Origin of the sequence: Proteus sp. FME41, assembly GCF_014897315.1 — a bacterium.
Classification (GTDB): Bacteria; Pseudomonadota; Gammaproteobacteria; order Enterobacterales; family Enterobacteriaceae; genus Proteus.
Map to the genome: position 1 here is coordinate 186,121 of NZ_JABUYL010000001.1, position 24,980 is coordinate 211,100.

The 24,980-nt window shown below is 41.7% G+C and carries 33 protein-coding genes; all 33 read left to right on the forward strand.

Going from position 1 to position 24,980, the window contains the following annotated elements; all coding sequences use genetic code 11:
- Positions 1-49: 49 nt before the first annotated feature.
- Entirely contained in the window at positions 50-643 is a 594-nt protein-coding gene (locus tag INT04_RS00845; protein ID WP_193014281.1) for a DUF1367 family protein, read from the forward strand.
- A gap of 11 nt (positions 644-654) precedes the next feature.
- The gene (locus tag INT04_RS00850; protein ID WP_036908156.1) at positions 655-966 is read left to right on the forward strand and encodes a Ref family recombination enhancement nuclease; all 312 of its coding nucleotides are present in this window, start codon (positions 655-657) and stop codon (positions 964-966) included.
- On the forward strand, positions 954-1,487 hold the full coding sequence (locus tag INT04_RS00855; RefSeq protein ID WP_193014282.1) for an antiterminator Q family protein: 534 nt from the start codon (positions 954-956) through the stop codon (positions 1,485-1,487). Before INT04_RS00850 ends, INT04_RS00855 begins: the two co-directional genes overlap by 13 nt.
- A 162-nt stretch (positions 1,488-1,649) precedes the next feature.
- On the forward strand, positions 1,650-1,847 hold the full coding sequence (locus tag INT04_RS00860) for a TrmB family transcriptional regulator (protein WP_087726619.1): 198 nt from the start codon (positions 1,650-1,652) through the stop codon (positions 1,845-1,847).
- Between the two features lie 142 nt (positions 1,848-1,989).
- Positions 1,990-3,042, forward strand: a complete 1,053-nt coding sequence (locus INT04_RS00865; protein WP_193014283.1) for a DNA-methyltransferase — start codon at positions 1,990-1,992, stop codon at positions 3,040-3,042.
- Between the two features lie 54 nt (positions 3,043-3,096).
- On the forward strand, positions 3,097-3,411 hold the full coding sequence (locus INT04_RS00870; RefSeq protein ID WP_226944487.1) for a phage holin family protein: 315 nt from the start codon (positions 3,097-3,099) through the stop codon (positions 3,409-3,411).
- Positions 3,404-3,796 carry a M15 family metallopeptidase gene (locus INT04_RS00875; RefSeq protein WP_193014284.1) on the forward strand — a complete coding sequence of 131 codons (393 nt, stop codon included), beginning with the start codon at positions 3,404-3,406 and terminating at the stop codon, positions 3,794-3,796. The genes INT04_RS00870 and INT04_RS00875 overlap by 8 nt, the downstream gene beginning before the upstream one ends.
- 18 nt (positions 3,797-3,814) lie before the next feature.
- Positions 3,815-4,333, forward strand: coding sequence for a hypothetical protein (locus INT04_RS00880; protein ID WP_193014285.1), 519 nt, complete (start codon positions 3,815-3,817; stop codon positions 4,331-4,333).
- A gap of 214 nt (positions 4,334-4,547) precedes the next feature.
- Complete coding sequence (locus INT04_RS00885; protein ID WP_193014286.1) at positions 4,548-4,979, forward strand: hypothetical protein; 432 nt, start codon at positions 4,548-4,550, stop codon at positions 4,977-4,979.
- Complete coding sequence (locus INT04_RS00890) at positions 4,979-5,290, forward strand: hypothetical protein (protein WP_193014287.1); 312 nt, start codon at positions 4,979-4,981, stop codon at positions 5,288-5,290. Before INT04_RS00885 ends, INT04_RS00890 begins: the two co-directional genes overlap by 1 nt.
- 244 nt (positions 5,291-5,534) lie before the next feature.
- Positions 5,535-6,554, forward strand: coding sequence for a terminase small subunit (locus tag INT04_RS00895; protein ID WP_193014288.1), 1,020 nt, complete (start codon positions 5,535-5,537; stop codon positions 6,552-6,554).
- Positions 6,555-6,752: 198 nt separating this feature from the next.
- Positions 6,753-8,153, forward strand: a complete 1,401-nt coding sequence (terL, locus tag INT04_RS00900) for a phage terminase large subunit (RefSeq protein WP_193014588.1) — start codon at positions 6,753-6,755, stop codon at positions 8,151-8,153.
- 1 nt (position 8,154) lies between these two features.
- Positions 8,155-9,654, forward strand: coding sequence for a DUF1073 domain-containing protein (locus INT04_RS00905; protein ID WP_193014289.1), 1,500 nt, complete (start codon positions 8,155-8,157; stop codon positions 9,652-9,654).
- Between the two features lie 37 nt (positions 9,655-9,691).
- Positions 9,692-10,417: a phage minor head protein gene (locus tag INT04_RS00910; protein ID WP_193014589.1), complete on the forward strand. Its 726-nt coding sequence runs from the start codon at positions 9,692-9,694 to the stop codon at positions 10,415-10,417.
- On the forward strand, positions 10,414-11,676 hold the full coding sequence (locus tag INT04_RS00915) for a DUF2213 domain-containing protein (protein WP_193014290.1): 1,263 nt from the start codon (positions 10,414-10,416) through the stop codon (positions 11,674-11,676). Before INT04_RS00910 ends, INT04_RS00915 begins: the two co-directional genes overlap by 4 nt.
- Positions 11,676-12,173, forward strand: coding sequence for a phage minor capsid protein (locus INT04_RS00920; RefSeq protein WP_193014291.1), 498 nt, complete (start codon positions 11,676-11,678; stop codon positions 12,171-12,173). The genes INT04_RS00915 and INT04_RS00920 overlap by 1 nt, the downstream gene beginning before the upstream one ends.
- Complete coding sequence (locus INT04_RS00925; RefSeq protein WP_036937879.1) at positions 12,173-13,240, forward strand: major capsid family protein; 1,068 nt, start codon at positions 12,173-12,175, stop codon at positions 13,238-13,240. The genes INT04_RS00920 and INT04_RS00925 overlap by 1 nt, the downstream gene beginning before the upstream one ends.
- A 69-nt stretch (positions 13,241-13,309) precedes the next feature.
- On the forward strand, positions 13,310-13,651 hold the full coding sequence (locus INT04_RS00930; RefSeq protein ID WP_193014292.1) for a hypothetical protein: 342 nt from the start codon (positions 13,310-13,312) through the stop codon (positions 13,649-13,651).
- 2 nt (positions 13,652-13,653) lie between these two features.
- A complete protein-coding gene (locus INT04_RS00935; protein WP_193014293.1) occupies positions 13,654-14,085 on the forward strand; it encodes a DUF4054 domain-containing protein in 432 nt (143 codons plus the stop codon).
- Entirely contained in the window at positions 14,085-14,543 is a 459-nt protein-coding gene (locus INT04_RS00940) for a hypothetical protein (RefSeq protein ID WP_193014294.1), read from the forward strand. The genes INT04_RS00935 and INT04_RS00940 overlap by 1 nt, the downstream gene beginning before the upstream one ends.
- Positions 14,543-14,914 carry a phage collar protein gene (locus INT04_RS00945; RefSeq protein ID WP_193014295.1) on the forward strand — a complete coding sequence of 124 codons (372 nt, stop codon included), beginning with the start codon at positions 14,543-14,545 and terminating at the stop codon, positions 14,912-14,914. Before INT04_RS00940 ends, INT04_RS00945 begins: the two co-directional genes overlap by 1 nt.
- Positions 14,901-15,416, forward strand: coding sequence for a phage gateway protein (locus INT04_RS00950; RefSeq protein WP_193014296.1), 516 nt, complete (start codon positions 14,901-14,903; stop codon positions 15,414-15,416). Before INT04_RS00945 ends, INT04_RS00950 begins: the two co-directional genes overlap by 14 nt.
- Before the next feature lie 8 nt (positions 15,417-15,424).
- Positions 15,425-16,912, forward strand: coding sequence for a DUF3383 domain-containing protein (locus tag INT04_RS00955; RefSeq protein ID WP_193014297.1), 1,488 nt, complete (start codon positions 15,425-15,427; stop codon positions 16,910-16,912).
- Between the two features lie 10 nt (positions 16,913-16,922).
- Positions 16,923-17,375, forward strand: coding sequence for a phage tail fiber protein (locus tag INT04_RS00960; protein WP_193014298.1), 453 nt, complete (start codon positions 16,923-16,925; stop codon positions 17,373-17,375).
- Positions 17,376-17,415: 40 nt separating this feature from the next.
- Positions 17,416-17,874, forward strand: a complete 459-nt coding sequence (locus tag INT04_RS00965; RefSeq protein ID WP_193014590.1) for a hypothetical protein — start codon at positions 17,416-17,418, stop codon at positions 17,872-17,874.
- A gap of 86 nt (positions 17,875-17,960) precedes the next feature.
- The gene (locus tag INT04_RS00970) at positions 17,961-20,486 is read left to right on the forward strand and encodes a hypothetical protein (RefSeq protein WP_193014299.1); all 2,526 of its coding nucleotides are present in this window, start codon (positions 17,961-17,963) and stop codon (positions 20,484-20,486) included.
- Complete coding sequence (locus tag INT04_RS00975; protein ID WP_193014300.1) at positions 20,483-21,010, forward strand: phage baseplate protein; 528 nt, start codon at positions 20,483-20,485, stop codon at positions 21,008-21,010. The genes INT04_RS00970 and INT04_RS00975 overlap by 4 nt, the downstream gene beginning before the upstream one ends.
- Positions 21,010-21,216: a hypothetical protein gene (locus INT04_RS00980; protein ID WP_226893904.1), complete on the forward strand. Its 207-nt coding sequence runs from the start codon at positions 21,010-21,012 to the stop codon at positions 21,214-21,216. The genes INT04_RS00975 and INT04_RS00980 overlap by 1 nt, the downstream gene beginning before the upstream one ends.
- Before the next feature lie 75 nt (positions 21,217-21,291).
- The gene (locus INT04_RS00985; RefSeq protein WP_193014301.1) at positions 21,292-22,107 is read left to right on the forward strand and encodes a baseplate hub protein; all 816 of its coding nucleotides are present in this window, start codon (positions 21,292-21,294) and stop codon (positions 22,105-22,107) included.
- 2 nt (positions 22,108-22,109) lie between these two features.
- The gene (locus INT04_RS00990; RefSeq protein ID WP_193014302.1) at positions 22,110-22,802 is read left to right on the forward strand and encodes a Gp138 family membrane-puncturing spike protein; all 693 of its coding nucleotides are present in this window, start codon (positions 22,110-22,112) and stop codon (positions 22,800-22,802) included.
- Entirely contained in the window at positions 22,799-23,143 is a 345-nt protein-coding gene (locus INT04_RS00995) for a hypothetical protein (RefSeq protein WP_193014303.1), read from the forward strand. The genes INT04_RS00990 and INT04_RS00995 overlap by 4 nt, the downstream gene beginning before the upstream one ends.
- Positions 23,136-24,323, forward strand: a complete 1,188-nt coding sequence (locus INT04_RS01000; protein ID WP_193014304.1) for a baseplate J/gp47 family protein — start codon at positions 23,136-23,138, stop codon at positions 24,321-24,323. The genes INT04_RS00995 and INT04_RS01000 overlap by 8 nt, the downstream gene beginning before the upstream one ends.
- Positions 24,320-24,976 (forward strand): DUF2612 domain-containing protein, encoded by a 657-nt coding sequence (locus INT04_RS01005; protein WP_193014305.1) that lies wholly within the window; start codon positions 24,320-24,322, stop codon positions 24,974-24,976. Before INT04_RS01000 ends, INT04_RS01005 begins: the two co-directional genes overlap by 4 nt.
- Positions 24,977-24,980: the final 4 nt, after the last annotated feature.

The following is a 24,980-nucleotide window of genomic DNA, read 5'->3' on the forward strand; positions in this document are numbered from 1 at the left end:
GCCTGAACACCCAATCCTAAATATTTGCTGTGTCAACTGAGAGTCAAGTATGGCACAGCATAGCTTTATCAAAATGTCTAACGATACTCTTGTACCGGCTAACCCTGTTACGAGAGATTTTCTGCATTCAAAAATCAAGTGTGGTGATGTGCTTTCAGCGAATTTTAAGAAAGCTCGTAACCCTCGATTCCATCGTAAATACTTCGCATTACTTAATTTAGGCTATGAATATTGGGAGCCGGTTGGCGGTACAATTTCACCTGAAGAAAAAGAATTAGTGCGTGGTTACGTCACATTCCTTTCATATCACACGGATAATGCTGACGCGCTTTTATTCGCATCTGATATCTATCTTGAAGAAGTTGCACAAAATCGTGCGCAAAATATCTCAGCAACAAAGTCATTTGATGCTTTTCGTTATTGGGTCATAGAGCAAGCCGGTTATTACGATACGTTTGAAATGCCAGACGGTAGTTTGCGTCGTGTCGCTAAATCAATCAGCTTTGCAAATATGGACGACTTAGCATTTAGTGAACTCTACAAAGCCACACTCGATGTGCTGTGGAATTTTATCCTTCGCAAGCAATTCCCTACTCAAAAAGCTGTAGAAAATACAGTATCTCAATTATTAAGTTTCACATAGAGGCAAGACCAATGATCAAATCAAAGACCAAAGAAGAAAGACAGTGGCTATCAGATGTAGCAGAACTGGGGTGTATTTGTTGTCGCAATATGGGGTTTGGAGCCAGTTTAGCGGAAATTCATCATGTTAGAACGGGGCAGGGAATGGCACAACGGGCTAGTCATACGGATGTTTTACCACTGTGTCCTCCACATCATAGAGCGTGTTACGAAACCGGCTTTCACGCTTCGCCTAAATCGTGGCAAGAAATTCATGGTACCGAGATTGAGTTATTGGAACAGACTAAGCAAGAAGTAATGGAGTTACGAGCATGTCGAGTATAAAGAGTATATCTGATGGGTTAAAACTTGATGATGATCAAGTCGCATGGATTCAGCCTTGGTTATCAAAATTTGGAGCATGGGTTTATTCAGGGAGGATAGAAAAAAGGCAAAGCAGTATTATCGCTGAATTTATGGCGACAGTAGAAAGGCGCGATTATCCCGAGCGAGAAATGTGTAATGATGATGATGGTATGTTGATCGCTAAAGTGGTCGATAAAATTTATCACATAGACAGAATAGCCTTTACGCTCTTATTACTGCGGTATGCCTTTGGTAGTTCAGATCGCGCTATTGCTCGTTATTATCACCATATCGTGAAACCGCGCCAAATGATTAGACGCAATAGAACGGTAGAATATAGAAAACCCTCTATGTCTACATGCAGAAGAGAAATTGAGGACATAATTAGTTCAGCTGAATATTTAATTTACCCATATTTAAAAGATGCATTTAAAAAACGTGAAAAAGAGTGGAAAAGTAAAAATAATAGCAAGAACGTGTTGACTTCTTTGAGCCAATGAACCACTATTTAAGTATAAGTTGCCGTTTTTATACAGTGACCAACTAACCCAGCCTAAGCGCTGGGTTTTTTTGTATCTAAAACAGATAAGGCTTGCTGTTTCCTTTGTTCAGAGTTACATGTGTATTCACGACCAATAACTGACCAAAGGTATTAAAATATCATGTTAAAACATAGTGATATGACAGAAGAGGCAAGACTTGTTTTTGAAGTTGTTCCGCACACGATGGAAGTTACAGCTGGCGAAGTTGCACAATTTACTTATTTAACTGAGCCACGTTGTCAATTGATATTAACGCAGTTGGCGATGGCGGGACTAATCAAAGAAAACATCAAAGAAAACACATTTCAAAATATCTAATACTGTGAAAATGGGCGACAGTGAGGATGCTACTAACATCCCCGCTGTCATTTGCCCGTTCTGGTAGATCACGGACAAACTAAAGCCCACTGCTTATGTGCACAAAGCATTGTGAGCTTATCAAAAAAGGTTCTCCTGATCTATGAAAAATACTGTGAATTTAAACAGTGTGAATTTAGTCAATGATGACTCACTCAGCTATATAAAAACACTTCCAGACAACTGTATTGATTTAATTGCAACTGACCCGCCATACTTTCAAGTAAAGGCGTGTGGTTGGGATAATCAGTGGGAAAATGTCACCGCGTATTTATCTTGGCTTGATGAAATGCTTGCTGAATTTTGGCGAGTATTAAAGCCTAATGGCAGTATTTATATATTTTGTGGTTCAAAACTAGCGTCAGATACAGAATTGCTCGTCCGTGAAAGATTTAATATTCTAAGTCACATTGTATGGGCTAAACCATCAGGGCCTTGGCGTAGGGCATGTAAAGCTGATTTACGCAGTTTTTTCCCAAGCACTGAAAGAATTTTATTTGCTGAACATTATCAAAGCCCATACAAGGGCAAAAGTAGTGCTTATCTTCAGCAATGCAAGGCGCTTAAAGAAAACGTATTTAAGCCTTTAATTGAGTATTTTAAATCTGCACGTGAATCATTAGGAATAACAGCAAAAGAAATAAAACAGACAACAGGTAAGCATATGGCTTCACACTGGTTTAGTTATAGCCAATGGCAACTACCTAGTGAGTCTGATTACAAAAAACTGCAGGAGCTGTTTCAGCGTGTAGCAAGTGAAAAGTTTAGTAGTAATCCTTTAAATCGTGATCATGCTGATTTGATAGAGGTTCAGGCTTCTCTTAGTCGAGAATACCAGGAGCTTGCTGAACAATATCAATTATTACGTCGTCCTTTTTCTGTCACCGTTGATGTTCCTTACACCGATGTGTGGACGTATCCACCTGTGCAATATTACGCAGGTAAACACCCTTGTGAAAAACCAGCAGAAATGATGGAACACATTATTCGCTCAAGCAGTCGCGAAGGTGATCTGGTTGCTGATTTCTTTATGGGATCAGGTGCAACACTAAAGTCCGCATTAAAGTTAAATCGTCGAGTTCTTGGGGTTGAACTTGAGAAAGAGCGATTTGAACAAACCAGACTGGAAATAGAACAGTTTAGATTACGAAAGTAATTATGACTAAGTCCGACTTTTATTAACTAATAAGCCCCAAGCTAAGGGGGAGGTATGAAGAAAATGCCATATAAAGACCCCAATAACTATAACTGGCTTGTGGGCATACTTATCAGCGTCATGACTTTGTTAGGCACTGCAGCTAGTTGTGCATATAAAGCGCTGAATGGGGAGCATATAAGTTGGGGGGTATTTTTCTTTCAAGTTATCGTCTCTATTTTTGCTGGTGCAATGGTGTATCTAGCATCTAGCTATTATGAGTGGGTTCCAGAATTAGCTGGTGGTATTGCTGGTTTAGCCGGTTGGTCTGGAGCTGAGTTAATTAAAACATTAGAAAAGCGGTTTTTAAGGAAGGTTAGTGGTGAGTAAATTTGTATTTAGTACGCGTAGTGAAAAGAACATGCAGGGTGTTCATCCTGATTTAATCAAAGTAACTCGACGAGCACTAGAATTAAGCGATGTCGATTTTATGGTTATCGAAGGTAAGCGAACGGAAGCTCGTCAACGACAATTAGTGAAAAATGGCGCTAGCCAGACAATGAACAGCCGCCACTTAACTGGCCATGCAGTTGACTGCGCACCGCTGGTTAATCGTGAAATCCCATGGAAAGATTGGTCGAAATTCAAATTAGTTGCTGATGCAATGCTTCAAGCTGCAAAAGAGCTAGGCGTTGACCTTGAGTGGGGCGGCAACTGGATAAGCTTTAAAGACGGCCCGCACTTCCAATTAACACATAAGTCATATCCGGCTTAATGCGTATTGGGGTTTGTAATGAAATTCGATAAATCATTTTGGCTATTCATTATGGTTGTTGGCCTAGGCTGGTGGGTTGTTACTGTTCACGATGATAATAAGCTGCTGAAAAAAGATAATGACAGGCTTCAAGTCGATAATGACAAACAAAGCAAGTTGATTGCTGAACAGTCATTCGAATTCAACCGTATCAATCAAATAACGGGTACTGCTTATCGAAACGGCATTGTCTCTAAAGCAGAATCACAGGAGAAAATCATTGAATACAGAACGATTCTTAAGAAAGAGCCAACTTGTGATCTTATTGTTCCTCAGCCTTTTACTGATGGGATGCTCTACGACACATACCGTTTACGAGCCAGCACCTTGTCCGGCGATCCCAAGCGGATTGACACAACAGGTGTTGGTTTCACTTCCTCCCGACAATTAACTTATTGTCAGGCTATTGAATGGATACCTTATTTATTAGCGGATCTCAAGCAGGCAAATATTCAACTCGATGCGTTAGAACAAATTAGAAAAGGACAATCAAAGTAATGTCATAGAGCGGTGTTGTTGCTGGCCTGTGTGTTAGTTGAGACCTGCTACCTCTAAGCAGATAGTGTATATAGAGAATAAAAAATAACAAATTAGAGTATTAGTGGCATTTTATGTAGATTTGACTGGAAGAATATTCTAAATGGCCATTTTACAAATATATTAGTAGGTGTGATAAGATGGTGAAATTAATTATATCTAGAGGAAAGCAGCTTTGATTTCACCTAAATGGATCACGTCATTATTCGGGCAGGCCAATCAAACTGGGGAGAAATCAACAATTATACACCCCTTGTTATGGGTTATTGGTATATTGATTTCAGCGTTAATTGCGGAGGTTTATTTCAAGGCTGACAATTTACTGAAGGTCGGCACATTTATCTTGCTACTAGCTATCTTGGTATTCCTGATGGTAGTTTACTGGCATTGTTTGACTAATAACCCAGATTACTTAAGAAGTGAAAAGTGGTCAATACAAAAAATGGCAATAGAAAAACAGGTAGTTGGTGACAGCTATACTGGTGAACACATTGAAAACCAGCATATAAACCTAACAAATAGTGAGAAGGATTATGGTAACCCAAAAGTCCTAAACATAACATCCTCTAATGATGGTAATAAAGACGCAGCGGAGGATAAAAAGTAATGAAAAAGAAATTTATAATAGGATTAAATTCTACTACAGAACAGCAAATAGATGAAATAAAAAAATTTGTTAAATCAAACGGTTTTGGGTGGTGGAGCTGGTTAAATAATTTCTGGCTGTTAACATCAAGTAAGGAAGATATGAGTGCCAGTTTTTTGAGGGATAAGTTACAAGAGATTTGTCCTGGTACTAGGATGCTGGTTATAGAAATGAATAAAGATGGAGATACATGGTCAGGTTTTGGACCTAATTCTGAAAATAAAGATATGTTCAAATGGATGAATGAGGAATGGGGAGAGGATTTTGACTAGCGCTAATTAACTTTAGTTGATGGGCGCTGCGTGTCAAAAATAAAAAACATCCAGAGTTTGGAGCAAGATAAAACGAAGTAATAGTATGAATACGCTATCATAATAGATGTTTTATTAAGCTTTTAATGTGAATAAAGTGTAATCGCACACTAAAAATCGGAGCCTCTCTAAATATGTGTGGGGATAGCCAATCACAAAGCCTACTTTCGAGTGGGCTTTTTAATAGGCAAAGGAGATAAACACAATGGCAAAACCGGATTGGGGGATGCTACAACAACAGTTCCTCGCCGAACATGCTATAACAGGAATATCCCCTAAAGAGTGGTGTGAACTAAAGGAACTGAACTACTCAACAGCCCGACGATATATCAAAATATCCAGTGCGCAGAATGCGCAAAAAACTGCGCACAAGAAATTGCGCACTGCGCAGAAAAAAGAATGCGCAAAAGAGCCAATGCGCAATAGTGATATACCAACTGCGCATAGTAATGAATCCAGTAATGCGCACGATGATGAAAACACGTTTAGTCTGCGCAATTACGGGCTAACTGAACAACAGGTTAAATTTGTTAGTGAATACCTCATCGACTTAAATCGAACGGGAGCATATAAGCGAGCTGGCTATAAAGGCGAAGGAAATACAGCTTATGTCAATGCTACTCGCATGCTAAGAAATGCTAAGGTTTCACGAGCAATCACTGACGCATTAGCAGAACGGGAACGCAGAACAGAGATAACCCAAGACGCTGTATTAAAAATGTGGTGGGATATTGCAACAGCAGACGTTAACGAGCTGACTGAATACCGTCGATTATGTTGTCGTCATTGCTGGGGCTTTGGTTTCAATTATCAGTGGTGTGACTCAATAGAATTTGAAGATGCTACTAAAAAAGCAGTCGTAGCAAAGAAACCTCCTCCACAAGATGTGGGTGGCTATGGTTACGATGAAACATTAGATCCAAATCCTGATTGTCCGCGCTGTAACGGTGCTGGTGTTGGTCGTGCGCATTTTCATGATACGCGTGATTTAACAGGGCCAGCTCGTCGAGTATTTGCGGGAGTGAAAGAAGGTAAGTTTGGTGTTGAGGTTATCACTCGTAATCAAGATGAAGCGCTTAAGATGGTTGCACAGCATTTAGGTATGCTGAAGAACAAGACGGAATTAACTGGTGCCGATGGTGGGCCTATTCAAACAACAGGAATAGATTTAAGTCACCTTAGTTTCGAGCAACTACTTCAATTGAGAAAAAAGGGTGAAAAGTAGCTCTATTTAACATAATGGTTCTAATGCGCCCCTTCACTTTTGAACTCAACTAAAAACACAACCTAAACCGCTAAAAGTAACAATTTTCTTTCTGTTTAATCTCTTTTTTATTGTTAATCAATTGTTATCAAAAACATGAAAATCATTTCGTGCCAATTACGGTATGAAAGGGTTGTTTTTGTCACTTTAGGTATCTCTATGGATGTCAATTTCGACTTGTTTGATGAAGAGGTCAGGAGAGAGATAGCTAGGCGTAGTTTGCATGAATTTATTCAGTATATAAACCATGAATACATTACAAGCCACTTTTCAGAAACGGTGTGTAATGCGCTAGATATATTTATTGAAAATATGATGAAGGGCGAACGCCCTAAGTTAATTTTAAGTGCGCCCCCTCAGCATGGTAAGTCTGATATTGTTTCTCGCTATTTGCCAGCCTATTTCTTTGGTAAATACCCAAATATGCGCGTTGGGGCATTATCGTACTCCTCAGATTTAGCTGGGGATATGAATACAGATGTTCAGCGAATTATGATGTCCGATGAATATCGTGCGCTATTTCCTAAAAGCTGGTTAGGCAATAAGCCTGAAAACGGTATTGCGGTTAAACGTAATTCTGACGAGTTTGATATTGTTAACCACAAAGGCAGTTATGTTTGTGCTGGTGTAGGTGGGCCATTAACAGGTAAGAAAGTTGATCTCGGTATTATTGATGACCCAATAAAGAACTCAAAAGAAGCCTTGAGTCCAACGACTAAAAAGTCGATATGGAATTGGTACGTTTCTACGTTTAAAACGCGTCTCTCTAAATATAGCGGTGAAATCATCATGGCCACTCGGTGGGCTACTGATGACTTATCTGGACGATTAAAAGATATTGCACCAGAGACGCAAGTATTAACGTTTCCTGCTATCAACGATAAGAATGAGGCGCTTGTTCCTGAGTTACACCCTCTTGATAAACTTCTTGAGACAAAAGCAATCCTCGGTGATTACTTCTGGTCTGCCATGTACCAACAAAAACCTAAGCCGGGTGATGGTCAAATCTTCCACGAAGAATTTGCTCAGTATTACTTACCGAAAGACCTACCTGAAAAATTCGATACGGTTATTCATAGTTGGGATATGACCTTTAAAGATAGTGACGGTACTGACTATGTGGTGGGGCAGGTATGGGGCAAGAAAGATGCAAATGCTTATCTACTGTATCAAATTAGAAAGCGCATGAGTTTTACTGAAACCTTAAAGTCGGTGAAATGGTTAGCTGAAAAATTCCCTGAAGGGCGACGTAAGTTGGTGGAAGACAAAGCTAATGGCCCTGCTGTAATCGACTCTCTCAAATCAACCATATCAGGGTTAATTCCCGTCGAGCCAGATGGTAGCAAGGTTGCTCGTGCCCATGCGTGTACTGCTGAATGGGAGGCTGGAAATGTGTGGCTCCCCCACAAAGACATTGCACCGTGGATTGTGGAAACTGTGGAGGAAATTACCACATTCCCATTTGCTGGCCATGACGACACAGTGGATGCGATGACGCAGGCACTACGTGATTTATACCAGAAGAAAAAAGGCGGTTTCTTCTCTCGTAAGAGGACTTAGTATGTGGCCATTTAGTAAGAAAAAAATTGAAATAAGAAAAGCACCCAAACGGTCTGCGTTCTCAACGCATTTATATTCTTCACTGGTTCCTGATAATGACTTTAAAGGATTGGACTTACCCCAGCCTACAATCAATGGCGTCGCAATGGATAGCATTGATAGTTATGTTCCCTCATTTAAAGGTGAGCAGGTTTACGGTGTGCCGGAGTCACAGGCTTCTTGGTATGCCTCACAAATGTTTATCGGTAACAATATGTGTGCGGTTATCGCCAAACATTGGCTGGTGGATAAAGCCTGCAATATGCCCGCGCGTGATGCGATACGTCAGGGTTACGATATTGATTGTGATAACGACGATGATCGCGCTATCAGCAAAAAGCTCCGCAAACGTGATAAAAAATACCGTATTACACACCAACTGAAAGAGCTGGTTCACTTTGGGAGAGTATACGGCGGTCGTTTAGCGTTATTTGTTGTTGAGACATCAAACCCGAAAGAGTGGTATGAAAACCCGTTTAATATCGATGGCGTGACCAAAGGCATGTACAAGGGAATTAAACAGATTGACCCACAATGGGTAACGGCTGATTTAACGGATGCCAATGTTCAAGATCCTGCCAGCATGGATTTCTACGAGCCTACTTATTATGTGATCGGTGGGCGTAAATATCACAAGTCTCACTTTATTAAGTTTGTACCATTCCCTGTACCTAACGTGCTTAAGCCACTTTACAACTATTTTGGTGTATCAGTGCCAGAACGCATTTATGAGCGAGTCTATGCCTCAGAACGCACAGCGAATGAAGCACCACAACTGGCAATGACCAAGCGCTTACTGACGATTGGCATGGCAGATATTGAAGGGATGGATGAACTGACTATTCGCCAAAATATTCTTGATTTCATTGAAACGAGAGATAATTACGGTGTTCAGACAGTAGGCAAAGAAGATGTCGTTCAGCAATTCGACACCTCATTAGCGGATTTAGATGCAACAATCATGACGCAATATCAGCTGGTGGCATCGGCTTCCAATGTACCAGCAACAAAGCTATTAGGTACTACACCGAAAGGCTTTAATTCAACGGGGGAATACGAAGAAGCCAATTACCGCGAAGAGCTTGAAAGTATTCAATCAAACGACCTTGAAGAGCTATTACAGCGTCATTACGACATGTTAATGCGTAGCGAAGATTTACCCGTGACAGAAATCTCTATCACATGGGCACCACTTGATAGCCCAACGGCTGTTGAGAGTGCAGATATTGAGCTTAAGCAAGCACAAGCCGATTCAGCCTATGCAACAACAGGGGCCATTGATGGGCTAGATATTCGTAAGAAACTAGCCAGCGATAAAGCATCCAGCTATTACGGCATTGAAGTGAACGAGGCAGATTATGTCGAGGCGAATACGAGTACAAACGAAGCGAGCGCAATGGGCAACCTCTCGCCAAGCAGTAATGAAAGGGAAGCCCCTGCAGTATTCAGTAGCTCCCTCTAGTCGTTATCAATGTGACATGTCACGACTCATTAATTCAATGATTAAAGACTATGAAAAAGTGTTTAGTGAATTAAATGACGACTTTGAGGGTTTTACGATGGATGCTAGTTTTGCCAGTCAAACACGTATCTGGTTGAACCGGCTAAAACGTAAATGGGATAGTATTTTTAAGCAAAAGTCCTCAGAGATTGCGGATAAGTTTGTTTCTCAAGTCGATATAGGCGCAAAGCGTAATTTAGATGATTCTCTCAAACAGCTGTCAGGGGGGATCACTATCAAAACCCCTAATATGCCTGAAGCTCTGAAAGATAAAATCATTGCCTCTACGGCTGAAAACGTATCACTCATTAAATCTATTCCACTGCAATTTCATCAACGTATTGAAAGTGTTGCCTTACTCTCTATTAGCCAAGGTGGTGAAGGCGCTAAAACGTTATTTGATGAAGTGAAACCGCTTATTGATATAGAAAAGGAAAAGCTAGAAAAAAGAGCGAGTTTTATCGCAGTTGATCAAACGCGAAAGATTACAACGGCGGTTAACTATGAACGTATGAAATCTGCTGGTATTCGTAAGGCAGTTTGGCATCACTCTGGTGGGGGTGCAGAACCTCGTGAATGGCATATTAAATTGGATGGTGAAGTATTCGATTTAGATAACCCACCAATTATTGATCCCAAAACGGGAGAGCGAGGATTGCCCGGACAGTTGCCAAACTGTAAATGCTTCTGGACACCGGTTATTGATTTTGGTGAGGAGACATGACAAAGCGACAATATGATTTAAACGGCTGGCTGGAAGTAAAAGATAACCCCATCTCTAAAGTTGGGGTTTTTGATTATTTGGGGTGTGAAATTGGTGCACCAATACCCGACAAAATTTATAAGGTGTATCGCCCGCAAGAAGAACTAGCCAGCACAGAGACAATTAACTCTTTCAAATTAATGCCCTTTGTTGATGAGCATGAAATGTTAGGGAAAGACGGCACACCTGCAGAAAAAAAGGGGATACAAGGAGTCATCGGGGAGCGGGTTTATTTTGAATACCCCTACCTCAGAGGCAATATCAAAATCCTTTCTAATTCAGCGATTAGCCAAATTGATGGAGGAAAAATTGAATTATCTCCTGGTTATCGCTGTGTTTACGATTTCACACCAGGCGAATTTAACGGTGAACGTTATGACGCCATACAACGGCATATTAGAGCCAACCATCTTGCGTTAGTTGATGAAGGGCGCACTGGCGCTGATGTTGCTGTGCAAGACCATTCCGTTATTACCATAGACACAAAGGAACTTATTCGCATGAATCCTGAAAATGAAAACAAAGACAAACCAACTACTGATGAAGGTGCCTTTACGCCTGAGCAATTGGAAGCGTTAAAAGCCATTATCAAAGAAGCAATTACCAGCGCTAAGCCTGCGACAGACGATGAACCAGACGATAAAGATAAACCTTCAACTGATTCAGACCCTGACGAAGAGCAGAAAGCGGAAGAAGCGGTGGAAAAAGCCGAAGTCGCCACAGAAGAGGCGGGAACTGGCGAACCCGAGGCAGTTGAGAAAGCCGAAATTGCGATTGAAACTGCAGTTGAAGCGATTGAAGAAGCCAAAGAGCATCTTGATCAAGCAACTACTGATGGCCTCCATCGTCGTTTAAAACGCCTGAATAGTAGCATTACCGCAATGGATGAAATGGCATCTCTAAAACGTAAAGTTAAGCGATTAGAGAAAGCAAAACCGGTAATGGATACTGGTGAGTTACTCAAACAAATCGGTGTGCGTGATTCGTTAGCACATAAGTTAACGCCGTTCATTGGTGTGTTTGACCACTCTGCTATGACTCAACAACAAGTCGCAGAGTACGGTGTTGAAAAACTGGGTATTCAATGCAGTAAGGGCGCCGAAGCGATCGCCCTCGATGCTTGGATGCAAGGGCGTATTCCTGACTCTCAAAAACCGAGTTCAACAATGGACTCTGCAGTGAGCAATAAATCAATTATGGATAAATGGGGGGAGAAATAATGGCAATTCCTAATTCAGTAGCAAATGGGCTAATTTCTGGTGTTGTCGGTGAAATTAGTCATGCAGGCCCTATTCGCGCTGTTTCAGCCATTCTTAGTTCAGCGGATGAAGAGCTAAATATTTTCGGTCGCGCGTATACCTACAACGATGATTCAGTGGAATCCGTTCAGGTAGGTGGTAAAGGCGCATTTGCTGGGATCATGATTAACCCTAAAGCCTATCGTATCGAGAAAAAATTTGCTCTTAACGGCACACAGGGCGAATTCCTGACAATGGGTGAAGTTTTCGTTGAACTAAAAGAAGTGGCAGGAAAAATCAACGCACCGGTTGTGTTCGATGAAGCTGACGGCTCGTTATCGTCTAAAGCAACAATTAATGCTGGTGATCGTGTTATTGGTTATATCAGCCGACACCTTGAATCTACAGAGAGTGCTCATTTGGGCATTATTCGTTTAACAGAAATCCCATATCCAGTGTCTCCAAAGGAAGGTGAGTAATGCCAGTTAGTAACATTAAATTTCACATGTCTGGCCGTGATGTCAAAAAACATGGACAACTGAATATTAACCCTGATCAGAAATGGACATACGGTGAATTAGCGCAAATCGGCTTTGGTGGTTTTTCTGCGATGGACTCCGCGATTAGCGGTGGTGCAATGCAGGGGGGCTTAATTCAACGCGAAATGTTGCAACACGTTTTACCGGGTGTCATTCGTACCGCAACGCGCGTGCGTGTACTGGATGAAATCACCGGTATTGTCAATGCGGGTGAGTGGCATGATGAAGAAATTATTCTGAATGTCGCAACGCCAACTGGTAAAGCAGAGCTTTATGGTGACCATACCAATGTACCATTAGCGTCTTATGCGCAAGACCAAGAGCGCCGTGGTCTTGTCCGTTTCGAATTGGGTTTCCAAGTGGGGAAATTAGAAGAAGCACGCCAATCGTCTGCAGGCTTTGTTGCGATGGAAGAAAAGCGCAATTCAGTGACTGAATCATTAGAGCAAGGGCGTGAGCGCGTGGGTTACTACGGGTTTAATAGCCCTGAAACGCGCGTCTTTGGTTTGATGAATGAGCCTAATTTGCCCGCCTATGAAACCGCAAAGGGTAAATGGAAAGGCGGAACCTTTGCGGATATTACTGCCGATATTACCGATATGTTCTCGCGTATTGAAACGAGTTCTGGCGGTATTATCAAAGATGATACGCCAATTACCTTAACATTGCCGTTGGGCTTTCGTTCTGCACTGAATGTGGCTAATCCGGTGGCACGTGGTGAAACAGTCAAACAATGGATAAATGAAAACTATCCAAATATGCGTCTGGTTTTCTCTCCTGAATTTGTTGGCGCAAATGGTGGGGCTGATGTGGCCTATATGTTCGCAGATAGCATTGATGATGGCTCAACGGCAACCAGTGCGGTGATCCTTCAAGTCGTGCCTGTGAAATACCAGTTATTAGGTTCACTCAATCAAATTAAAGGGTATATGGAAGATGCGACCAATGCGACAGCGGGTGTGTTTGTAACTCGTCCGTGGGCGGTGACACGCTTAACCGGCATTTAATCTTACCACTTCTCTTTTTGCGCCCTCATTTGAGGGCTTTTTTATATCTAAACAATAGGAGAGCACTCCATGCCTCTTTACGCATATTGCACCTTATCAAATGACCAGAACTATACGGTAAAAGACGGGAAAGTGTTTATTGCTGGCCAAGCTAACGTGATGACTAAACACATGTACACACCGCGTGGCCGTGTGACAGAAATTACTGATGAGCAATATAAACAGCTCAAAGAAAATCACGTTTTTAAGCTTCATTGTGAGAATGGCTTTATTACAGTTGAGCATCGCAAAGAAGATCCCGAAAAAGTTGCCACTGATATGGAAGCTAGCGACCAATCAGCCCCTGACACTCCTGAATCGTTAGAGGCTGAAAAGTTAGATGTTCCTAAAGCCAACAAAAAAGGTAAGTGATTATGGATACGAGCACATTCCCTTTAACGTCATTCCGTGTGCTCTATCCGCAGTTTAACTCTGTGGGTGATGATGAAATATTTATCATTGCTCAATCTGCGTTGAACTATTTCTCTGCCTGTAAGGGTGTTTGTACTAACGAGCTGTGGATGCTCGTTGTTGCACACATGCTAACACTCAGAAAAATGATTGCTGATGATGAGTCGCCCACCGGTGTGGTGACGAGTGTAACCATTGATAAGGTGAGCGTGTCATTTACGGCACCCCCTGCCGGTTCGGACTGGTCGCACTGGTTTAAAATGACAACTTTTGGCCAGCAGTTTCTAGCACTGATTAAGCGTTGTAGCGTTCCTCAATATTTTGGTGGTGGCGGTGAGCGTTCAGCTTTTCGGGGTGTAGGAGGGCGATTTACGCGAGGAGGGCGATTACGTTAATGACTAAATTAGCACAATTAAAAGCGGTTTACGATGAATTGGCTAAAAAGCGATTAAGTGTTGGCTTCTTTGAGCATTCAAAGTACCCCGATGGAACACCTATTGCTTATGTTGCTTCTATTCAAGAGTTGGGCTATCCCGCTGGTGGCATTCCTCCTCGCCCATTTTTAAGACCGACCATGAATGATAAAAAGCAGGATTATAGTCAGTTAATTTTTCGTGCTGTGAAAGCCTCTATTAAGGGCAATATCACGCTGGATAATGGACTGACTCAAATTGGTGCGACGGTTGCGGGCGATGTGAAAATGGCAATAAAAGCAGTCACCACCCCAGCGCTGGAGGAGTCAACGGTCAAAGCAAGAGCTCGTCGACATAGCAAAGGCAAAGCCACCGATAAGCCGTTAGTCGATACTGGCCAAATGCTTCAAGCGGTTAGTTTCGCAGTGGAGGATAAATAATGTTTGGTAACTTAAACCGTATCGCTTCACGTTATATTCCCCAGCAAAAGGTGCTTTGGTTTCGATTTAAGGAGCGTGGGCCTGATGCTAGAGGGAATGACCAGAATTACTATTACGATCCCGTAGAAGTTCGTGGAAGTTGGCAGGCCGTTGATACTCAAGATGTTCAATCAATGGGGTTAGATACAAGCCAAGTGTACCGGCGCTTATATACTTCTCATGATATTAAAGCCGTTCAACGTGGTACATCTCCTGATTTTCTGGTGTTCAATGGTCGTAAATATGACGTAGTGGGTGATGCAGACTGGTACGAACAAGATGGCTGGAAATCGGTGATCTGTATCGAGGCGGGCACTTATGACGGATTATGATGTTGATGTCGCAATTCGTAAGCAACTCTTGTTGCAGTTAAAAGAAGTCGGTATTGAGATCCCTGTTAAAGCCGGTTTCCAATCTACAAAGCAAGGTCGTGAAGATAATATGGTGATGTTTTTTCCCATTAATGAAAACGGCCACGGCTGGCAAGGGCGAAAATATAATGTTCAAGGCAATAAAGCCAATCACCAAGAAAACCAGTTATCAGAAAATACGTACCAAGTTCAAGCGTTCGTGACGCAATTAGGCAATTATACAGCCAAGGATATTACCGCGATTGTCAGAATGATCGCCAATTCATTACCGTTTGTTGAGGCACTTCGGAAACAAGGTATTGGCATTCAACGTGCAACCGGTATTCGAACGCCTTATTTTCTGAATGACCAGGGCAACTACGAACAAAACCCCTCATTTGATTTCAATGTGACATTTAATCGCACACTTCATCCTGATACTGACGCCGTGAGTGCGTTGTATCCCGATATTTATCGTATTTAAGGAACGTTATGTCTATCAAACAAACTCGCTATGTCGATATCGCGAGTGCGGTGATTGGCGCGTCTGCTGTACCGATGCGCAAGCTCACGGCTCGTATTTTTTCAACTAATCCTAAAATCCCTGCAGGTAAAGTGCTTGAATTTGCCAGTGGCCAAGTCGATGACTTATTGGGTGCTGATTCACCCGAGGCACATTTTGCACGACAGTATTTCAGCTATGTCAGCCCAGCACCAGCAAGCAAGCCCAAAGAATTGCAAATTGCATCTTATGAGCCCGTTGGTCGAGCTCCGACCTTATTTGGCAACAAAACGGGGGATTTAGCCGATTTAAAATTGATTAATGATGGTGAACTCAATATCACCATTGGAAAAGTGACAAAAACAATCACAGGAATTGATCTTACTGAAAGCACATCATATGCGGATGTTGCGACAGCTGTGCAAGCGAAATTGAATGCAGAAAATGAACCTCAGTTTTCTAGCGCGTATGTCACGTTTAATTCCCTAGACAGCGCTTTTGTTATTAGCGGTGGCGTACAAGAGCGTGCTGATATTAGCGTGCGTCAATCAGTGCTTGCTGATGCAATGAATATTAGCCATGGCACATCATCAGCCGGTAATCCTGCTCAGACTCCATTGCAAGCGTTCATCACATCTGAAGCAATTTCAGACTCATTTGGTAGCGCAACGTTTTTAACGGAACTCTCATTAGAACATGCAGTAGAGCTGGCGCAGTATGTTGCGGGTGAAAACGTGAAGTACCAACTTCATTTATCTGTGACTAACAAAAATGCTGAAGATTTTAGTGGAGCGTTGGTGGGAACGGCTTCAACAGCCTTAAACCTGAGAACAGCGGATAAATTCTTTGTTCATGCGTTGCCTATGGCCATTATGTCAGCCACGGATTATGACCGAACCAATGCGACGACAAACTATATGTACCGTCAATTTGGTGTCACGTTCCCATCGCAAATCACGACCGATATTGACGCTGATCGCTTAGATAAACTACGGGTGAACTATTACGGAGAAACGGCGGTATCGGGTTCACATATTAGTTTCTATCAACGTGGTTTTTTATGTGGTGGTATTGCTAACCCATTAGATATGAGTGTCCATGCTAACGAGCAATGGTTAAAGGCCTATATCTCACAACAGTGGTTTAGTTTGTTAATGGCCACACGTGGAGTTCCTGCCAATAAAGACGGTGAAGCACGAGCAATGATGGTGATTGCAGGGGCGGTAACTAAGGCGATTAATAACGGCACCATTTTGGCTGGTAAAACCTTAACTGATGTTCAAAAAATCGCGGTGACAGACGCTTCTGGTGATGATTTGGCATGGCATGATGTACAAAACAAGGGTTATTGGTACAACGCTCAAATTGTCGAAAGCACAGGCCCATCTGATTTGCCCGAGTACGTGATGAAATATGTATTAATTTACGGTAAGGGCGACTGGGTTCGTAAAGTCGAAGGCTCTCACAACTTAGTGTAAGGAACACAATATGAATGATGTATCAGCAACCGGCTTGAGTATTGTTATTCAAGCACACAAAACATTTCCAACCGGTATTCAAATAACAACGTTCGCTGATGATGCCGATCCATTAGATTTGCCAGCTGTCGATATTGCGCAAACTGGTATGGACATCAATGGCAATCTAGTCAGTTGGTCAGCGCCTACGCCTCAAACGGTGACGATTAATGTTTTAGCCGGTAGCGAAGAAGATGAAAATCTCGCTATCTTGCTTGACTCTAATACTGCTCGTCGCGGACAACGTCATGCAGGCGACATTATCACAATGGTTGCCTCATACGGAGATGGTTCAACGACTACTGCGCGTAACGGGAAAATTACAAATGGCAGTCGCGGTAGTTCTGTTGCCAGTGCAGGACGCCACAAATCAAAGCAATACACGTTTGTGTTCCAAGACTTCGACCGCACTCGCGCACGTTAATTCAAGGCGGTTCTTCCGCCTTTTTTTATGGATATCAATCATGTTGATTAAACCGAAAGAAATTACGATCACCGATGCTGACCGTGAAGAGCACACTTTTATTATTAGCCGATTACCGGCAACGATTGGGCGTGAAATTCTCGCTAAATACCCTTTATCAAATGCGCCCAAAATTGGTGATTATGAAGTCAGCAAAGAAGCCATGCTCAAAATGATAGCTTACGTTGCAGTAGAAAAAGAAGGGCAAGAAGTTTACTTAAAAACTAGCACTCTGATTGATAATCATGTGCCCGATGGAGAAGCATTGATCCGTCTTGAACTCGAAATGCTGAAGTATAACACCAGTTTTTTCGGCAAAGACGGGAGCCAAGGTTTCCTCCAATTCCTGCTCAACAAAATAACCGGTTCACTCCCGTCGATTATAAAAACGCTGATGGATTCTTTGCCGTCATCATCTCAGCCGGTTTCGCCACGCTCACAGAACTCAAAACGTCAATAGATTTAGAAGAGGCGTTTGATTTGTGGGAGATCGCAATTACTAATCGCTATAACGAAGCGCTGGCTTCATCGAAAGGATAGTTAATCATGTCGCTGTTAGATACGTTTGTACAAGTGTTTGAGTTTGATACTCAACAAGCTGATGATGCTTTTAATCGAGTCAGTAAATCGACAGATGACATTATTGCTGAGATGAAAAAAGCGCAACAATCGGCAACAATGGGAGCTGATGGGTTTACTCAATTTATTCAAAACTTATCAGCTCAATTGACAGAGTTATCATCAAACTCAGTCGATATTCATGTTAATAGTGACACATCAGGAGTTGCTAATAACATCATTGCTGAAATAGAACGCATTAAAGAAAGTGCAAACACAAACGCAGATGAAATAACTAATGTTATTCAAAGCGTTATCGATAATATCGGAAATATTCAATTAGATGATTCTCTTGAAATAGATATCAATACAAGTGAAGCACAACAAAAAATAGCGTCGACAATAAAAGAGCTGAAAAGCTTAAAGGAAACAATTTTATCAACGGGTGATAGTGCCGATATTTCTTCAAATTTAATCTCTGAAATTGAAAGCATTCAAAATGGATTAAATAACACTGAAAATAAATTTAGTGGATTTATTCAAACGATTATTTCTCAGATATCAAATATTCCTGATAGTGAAATTACTCTTGATCTTAATAGTAATGACATACCAGAAAAAATAACGTCTGTAACATCTAAAATTGATGAGCTGAAATCATCAATGAGTTTGCTTGATATTCAACGTGATGAGCTATCACAAGGGATGAATGACAGCAATGTTTCATCTGACGCGTTAAATGCACAATATCAACAGATGCAAGATGAATTACTGGCTTTGAATAATGAGTTAAGCACACTCACTAATGCAGAGAAAAAGAACAGGGAGGGAAAGAAAGCCATTGAAGCCATTCTCACTGCATTAAATGCCGACTATACGCAGTTTATTGAAACAATGTGTACAAAAGGGATTAAAACCACTGACGAGGAATCAAAGGCTCAAGATCACTTACAAAAAGAACTTTCAGAAACAGAGGCAAAGTATAAAGAAGCTGGAAGCTCGGTTGCAGGATTTGCGACAAAGGCGCTAGGTGCCGTTGGCATTGTCATGAGTATTGGTAGTATTTTTGCTGAATCCGTTTCTCGTTCTCAAGAGATTGAAACGCTGGATAAGTTGGGTAAACAGATCGGCGTTGCGACCGCAGACGTTGATGCATTTTCTGGTGCAATGGCTGAATTGGGCGGTTCTATAGAGTCCGCACAAGCCGATTTATCCGCTATGGCCAATGCGTTTGGCAACACTAAAGACTCAATGGAAAAAGTGCTTCAGACAGCGGACAAAGTTCAAGGTATGAGCTTTGATAAAGCGAAGAAAACGCTGGAAGGTATGGGAGTATCGGACGATAAAACCATTGAGTTAATGATGAAGGGGCGCAAAGAACTAGAGCGCACAATGGGTATTCAAAAAGAATATTCAGGAATTAGCAAAGAGAGTATTGAAAGTTCGATTAAATTCAATACAGCCATGTCTAAGTTTCAACAAACATCAGGCGTATTAAAGAATTCCTTTCTAGAGATGGTGATCCCTGCTTTATCGAAGGGGTTAGGCTGGTTAACTAAATTTATCTCTTTCTGCAAAGAGAATAAAAACTTATTGATAGGTTTTTTCTCAGCTGTTGGTTTGGCCGTAGCACTTTATTACGTCCCTCCAATGATAGCTGCTGCATCAGCAACACTTGCAGCAACATGGCCAATTATCGCTATTATTGCCATTATTGCGCTTTTAGCTATGGCATTTGCGATTGTTTATGACGACATCATGAACTTTATCGACGGTAACGATTCGATGATTGGGCGTATTCTTGAAAAATATCCACGATTGAAAATTGTTATTCTTACATTGTGGGAAACATTCAAAAAGCTCTTTGAATATCTAAAAGTTATCGTTGGTGTTGTGGCGGATATTGTTGTTGCCGGCTGGGATCTAATGGCATCAGGCTTAAAAGCGTATGTTAAGTTTCTCATCAATTGTATTTCAGTGATTGCAGGATGGGGTAAGTCTTTTGCGGGTGTTTTTACTACGGTGACGGATGCCGTTGTGGGAGCGTTTGAATGGATGTGGGAGCAAGTTAAAAAAATCATTGGTTGGGTAAATACGGGACTTGATGCGGTTAAAAATGGTTGGAAATCGGCTAAAGAGTTTTTCGGTTTCGGTGATGATGAAGAAATCACTGTCACTCAAAACGTAGAACGTAAAGTCAATGATAATGGTGATATTGAATATGCGATACCTCAAGAAGAAAGCAAAACAGCACAACAGCCACCGGTTAGACAATCTCTTGCTCAAGCCAATGCACAGTTAGATGCGATTGCCAACAATGCGATGAACCCGATTACAAGCCAAGCTATTAGTAATCAATCCAATGTGAAACATGAAAGTAACATAAGCATTGGAGAAATTAAGGTTGAAACTCAAGCCACAGATGCGCAGGGTATGGCATCGGGCGCAAAAGATGCATTGCAAGATCAGCTAGCCGATTTTAATCAGCAAAACTCAACGGGAGTAGCAAAATGATAACAGAAGTCAAAATCTTTGATTTAGAGTCGTTTTCTACACTGTTTGATAGCGTTAATCCAATTCAAATCAACATCAGAGATGAGCATAAAGCGACACAGTTTCAAGTTGAAAGCGGTGAAACTCGTAGTGATCATGTGATTATTAATCCCATCGAAATTGGTATGGATTTAGTGCTAACAGGGGAAATAAAAAACATCTTCTCATCGATGCAACAAGTTTTTGATGAACACAAACTTGTCGGTATTCAAACCCGAGTTAAAACTTACCAACCGATGTTATTAACGGGTTTTAATCATGATGAAATACCCGACATGATTGATGCTATAAAGATGTCCCTAAGGTTTGTTGAGTGGCGCACTGTTGAGCCTGAGTATGGAGAATTACCGCCTCGTTCAACACAAAAGCCGTCACAATCATCAACGGTAAATCGGGGGAATGTGCAAACAAAAGAAGCGGATGCTGAGACTAAGAAAAAAGGCTCTGTTGCAACTCGTATCGCGGATGGTGATTGGAGCTTCTAATGAAAACTGTTCCTTTAAAAGCCATACCAAACCAGCGCTTATCCGTCAATTTAGACGGTGTTAATTGGACGCTAACAATAAAAGCCGGTCGCCATGCAATGTATCTCGATATTGAACGAGAAAGTGAGGTTATTGCAGTGGGCATGCGTGCGGTGGCAAACACACCTATCATTCCTTATCGTTACCTGACCGATGGTCCAATTTAGCATTTATAACAGAAAATGATGATCTGCCCTGGTACGAATTATTTGATAGAACCCAATCATTAATTATTTGGAGTGATGATGGACTTACGACGAATACGGGTGGGGATTGAAGTTGCAGAACGACTGCAGTGGTATGAAGGTTTGCGTATTAAAGCCAACGGCACCAAGTATGCCAATCCTTTACAAAATGAATGCACAATTAGCATTGATGGATTAAACGCCCACACTCGAGATTATCTTCTCACTGAAACCAGCCCTTATCATAAAAGCAAACAAACTCGTCGCCTCTATCTTGAGGTCGGGCGTGTCAATACGGGATTATTTCGTATTTTTACGGGTGATATTGTCAGTGCAGAAATTGCCTCTCCTCCGGATGTGACATTAACAATTAAGGCTAAAACTAATAACGCCAGTTCGGGTGATATTGTTTCTTCCAGTGGTGGGGCCATGCAGAAAATAAGCGAGATCGCATCGTCAGTAGCGAAAGACTGTAAAGTCAGACTAGATTTTCAAGCTACCGATAAGAATATTGCTAATTGGTATTTTTGCGGTTCAGCATTACAGCAAGTACAGCGACTGCAGGAAGCGGGAAACGTTAAAGCGTTTATTGATGATGATACGTTATTTGTAAAAGATGACGATAAAGCATTAAAAGGGCGCTTGCGCATTCTTAGCATGAAATCAGGCATGGTGGGTATACCCAAAGCCACCGAAAAAGGGTTGTCCGTTACCTACTTAATTGATGGCGCCTCAGAACTAGGGGGAATGCTACGACTCGAGAGTAAATTCAATTCTGCACTTAATGGCGACTACATCATTGAACAACTGAAATTTGATGTTGCTTCACATGATGATCCTTTCTTTTATCAGGCTACCTGTAAACGAGCATAACAATGAATAAACCCAATACTGACATTGCCAGTGACGGCTCACTGGCAGGTGCGTTCACGTCTGCATTTCGTAATCTGATGATGAATACAGAAGATATGCTTCCTGCAACTGTGGTGAGTTATGACGATAAAACCAATCGTGCTGTTATCAAACCGCTTGTGATGATGGTAACAACGGAAGGGGGAACAGTCGGGCGAGCACCGGTTGCTAATATTCCCGTGTTTCGATTTGGTGGTGGTGGTTTTTTTATTAGAGCGCCCATTAAACCGGGTGATTTTGGCTGGATAAAAGCCAATGACAGAGATATTAGCCTAATTTTCCAACGTGGCGGATTAGAAGATCAACCCAATACTGCGCGTCTCCATTCATTCAGTGATGCGATGTTTTTCCCTGACACCATCAAAGGATGGGCTATTGATGGAAAGAACATTGATGCTTTAGTTATTCAATCAATGGATGGTTCAGTCTGTTTTTCTCTTCATAACGATAAAGTGGTGCTAGAAACGCCAAAGTATGAAATCAACGCCCCTGAAACGATATTTACTGGCAATGTCACTGTGAACGGTAATTACGCGGTAAATGGTAATAGCGATTCACAAGGGGGAACCATGCGACATAACGGGAAAGATATTGGTTCTACACACCAACATAGTGGTGTTGAAACCGGCCGAGGGAATACAGGAGCGCCTCTATGAGAACCTTTTTAATTGATAAAAATAATGATCTCTTTATTGGCCCTGATGGAAATCTCCAATTTAGCGAAAAAGATGAAGCGGTTAAAAAACTTTGTCAGCACTTTGCTAAAGCCGTGCGTGGTGAAATGTTACATAAAAAAGATAAAGGTATTCCTTTCTGGCCAACGACATTTGGTCGCCAAGCGGATGTTCCGATGTTTGAAACCGCATTTAGACAACGTATGAGCGAAATTGAGGAGGTGATTGAAGTGATTCATTTTAGCGCCACAGTGGAAAACGGTGAATTGAAGTATCAAGCAACAATTCGCACGATATACGGAGGGTTTACATTGAATGGCTGATTATCGTTATATCAATAATAAAGGCGTTATTCTTCCCGACACAACCACAATACGTGATGAAGTTGAAAGCGAGTTTCGTGCGGTGTTTGGTCAATCTATTAACCTTGCCCCTGAAACACCACAAGGTGTATTGGCTACGATGGAAGTCGAAAATCGTGATGCGATGGCACGGAATAATGCCGAGTTAGCAAATCAAATAAACCCTGATATTGCTGGTGGTATTTTTCTTGATGCAATATGGGCACTAATGGGTGGCCAACGTATTAATGCTACACACTCTTATCTTTCGAGTGTTGAATTTAGTGGCGTACCCGGCACGATTATTCCAAAAAGTTCACTCGCATCCAGTGTTGCCGGTGCTATCTTCGAAACAGTTTCACCCTTGATTATTGATAATACAGGTAAAGCAACAGGGGATATGAGGGCAGTTGAATATGGCCCTGTTGAATGCGGTGCTGGCCAACTTAATTCGGTTGCCAGTTCAGTGTTAGGCTGGGAAAAAGTCAATAATCCCACTCACGCCGTTGTTGGCCGTTATGCTGAATCTGATATCAAAGCAAGGCGAAGACGCAAGCAAACACTGGCTAAAAATACCGTCAGTGTTGCAGAAGCGATCACTTCTTCACTGTATGAGCTAGAGGGCGTTAACTCACTTTCTTTTCGAGAGAACTACACCGATGCAGTGCTCACTATTGATGGTGTCTCTCTGTTACCTCACAGTATTTACGTTTGTGTGGAAGGGGGCGATAGTAACGAAATTGCTAAATCATTACTTAGAACCAAAACCATTGGATCGGCTTTTAATGGTGAGATCGAAATTGGTGTTGTAGAGCCAGTGAGTGGACAAGAATACAAGGTGAAATTTTCACGCCCTAAAGAGATCACCGTTTTTTGTCGAGTGACAGTTAAAAAATCAGCCGTTGATGCGCAGACTATTATCCCTAGTGCCATAGAACAATGGACGCGCGGAGAGCTGGACGGCGATAACGGTTTGATTGTTGGGCGTGAAGTGTCGCCTTTTGAGATAGCTTCAGCGGTAAATACTGTTGAGCCTCGTTTATTTGTCACTAAAGTTGAATTGTCACTGGACGGGAAAGTGTGGAATGTTGCGTTAATACCTATTGCTATTAATCAAATCGCACGCTTGCAACGGGGTGCTGTGCAAGTGGTGATTGTATGAACATTCAACAATTTGAGTTTCATTCAGACTTATTAAAAGCGATCCTCTGGCAGTATGAAGATGCCGAAAATCTAAAAAAACTCGCCAGTTTTAAAGCTTCTCATTTTGAGAAGTCGATGGTGTCATTTTGGCAAAACTGGTACCGAGACGTGTTTAATATCGATACAGCGAATGACTTTGGGCTTTCAATCTGGTCACGCATTCTGGATGTGCCGTTAGGCATTGATATTCCACCCAGTGATAAAAATAAAATCGGGTTTGGTTTTGGCAAAAAGAAAGCCAATTTTAAAGCCAATTTCAGACGCAATGCGGATTACACATTGTCACTGACGGCTGACCAAAAACGCATGTTAGTGCGAATGCGCTATTTTAATCTGACACAAAGTCCTACGGTCACCAATATTAATGATTTTCTTAAACGCTTCTTTTGGCGTGATAACAGTAAAGTCTTTGTGCTTGATCCTCTAGATATGTCCTACATGTATTACGTTTTTAATTTTAATCCCGACGAGCGTTTACGACTTTTATTAGAAAACTTCGATTTAATGCCTCGTCCTTCAGGTGTCGGTGTTAAATATCGTATTGTGACAAAAAAATCCTTTGGCTTTAGTCAGCATCGTAAAAACTTCATAGATAGTAACTTCGGAGCATAATTTC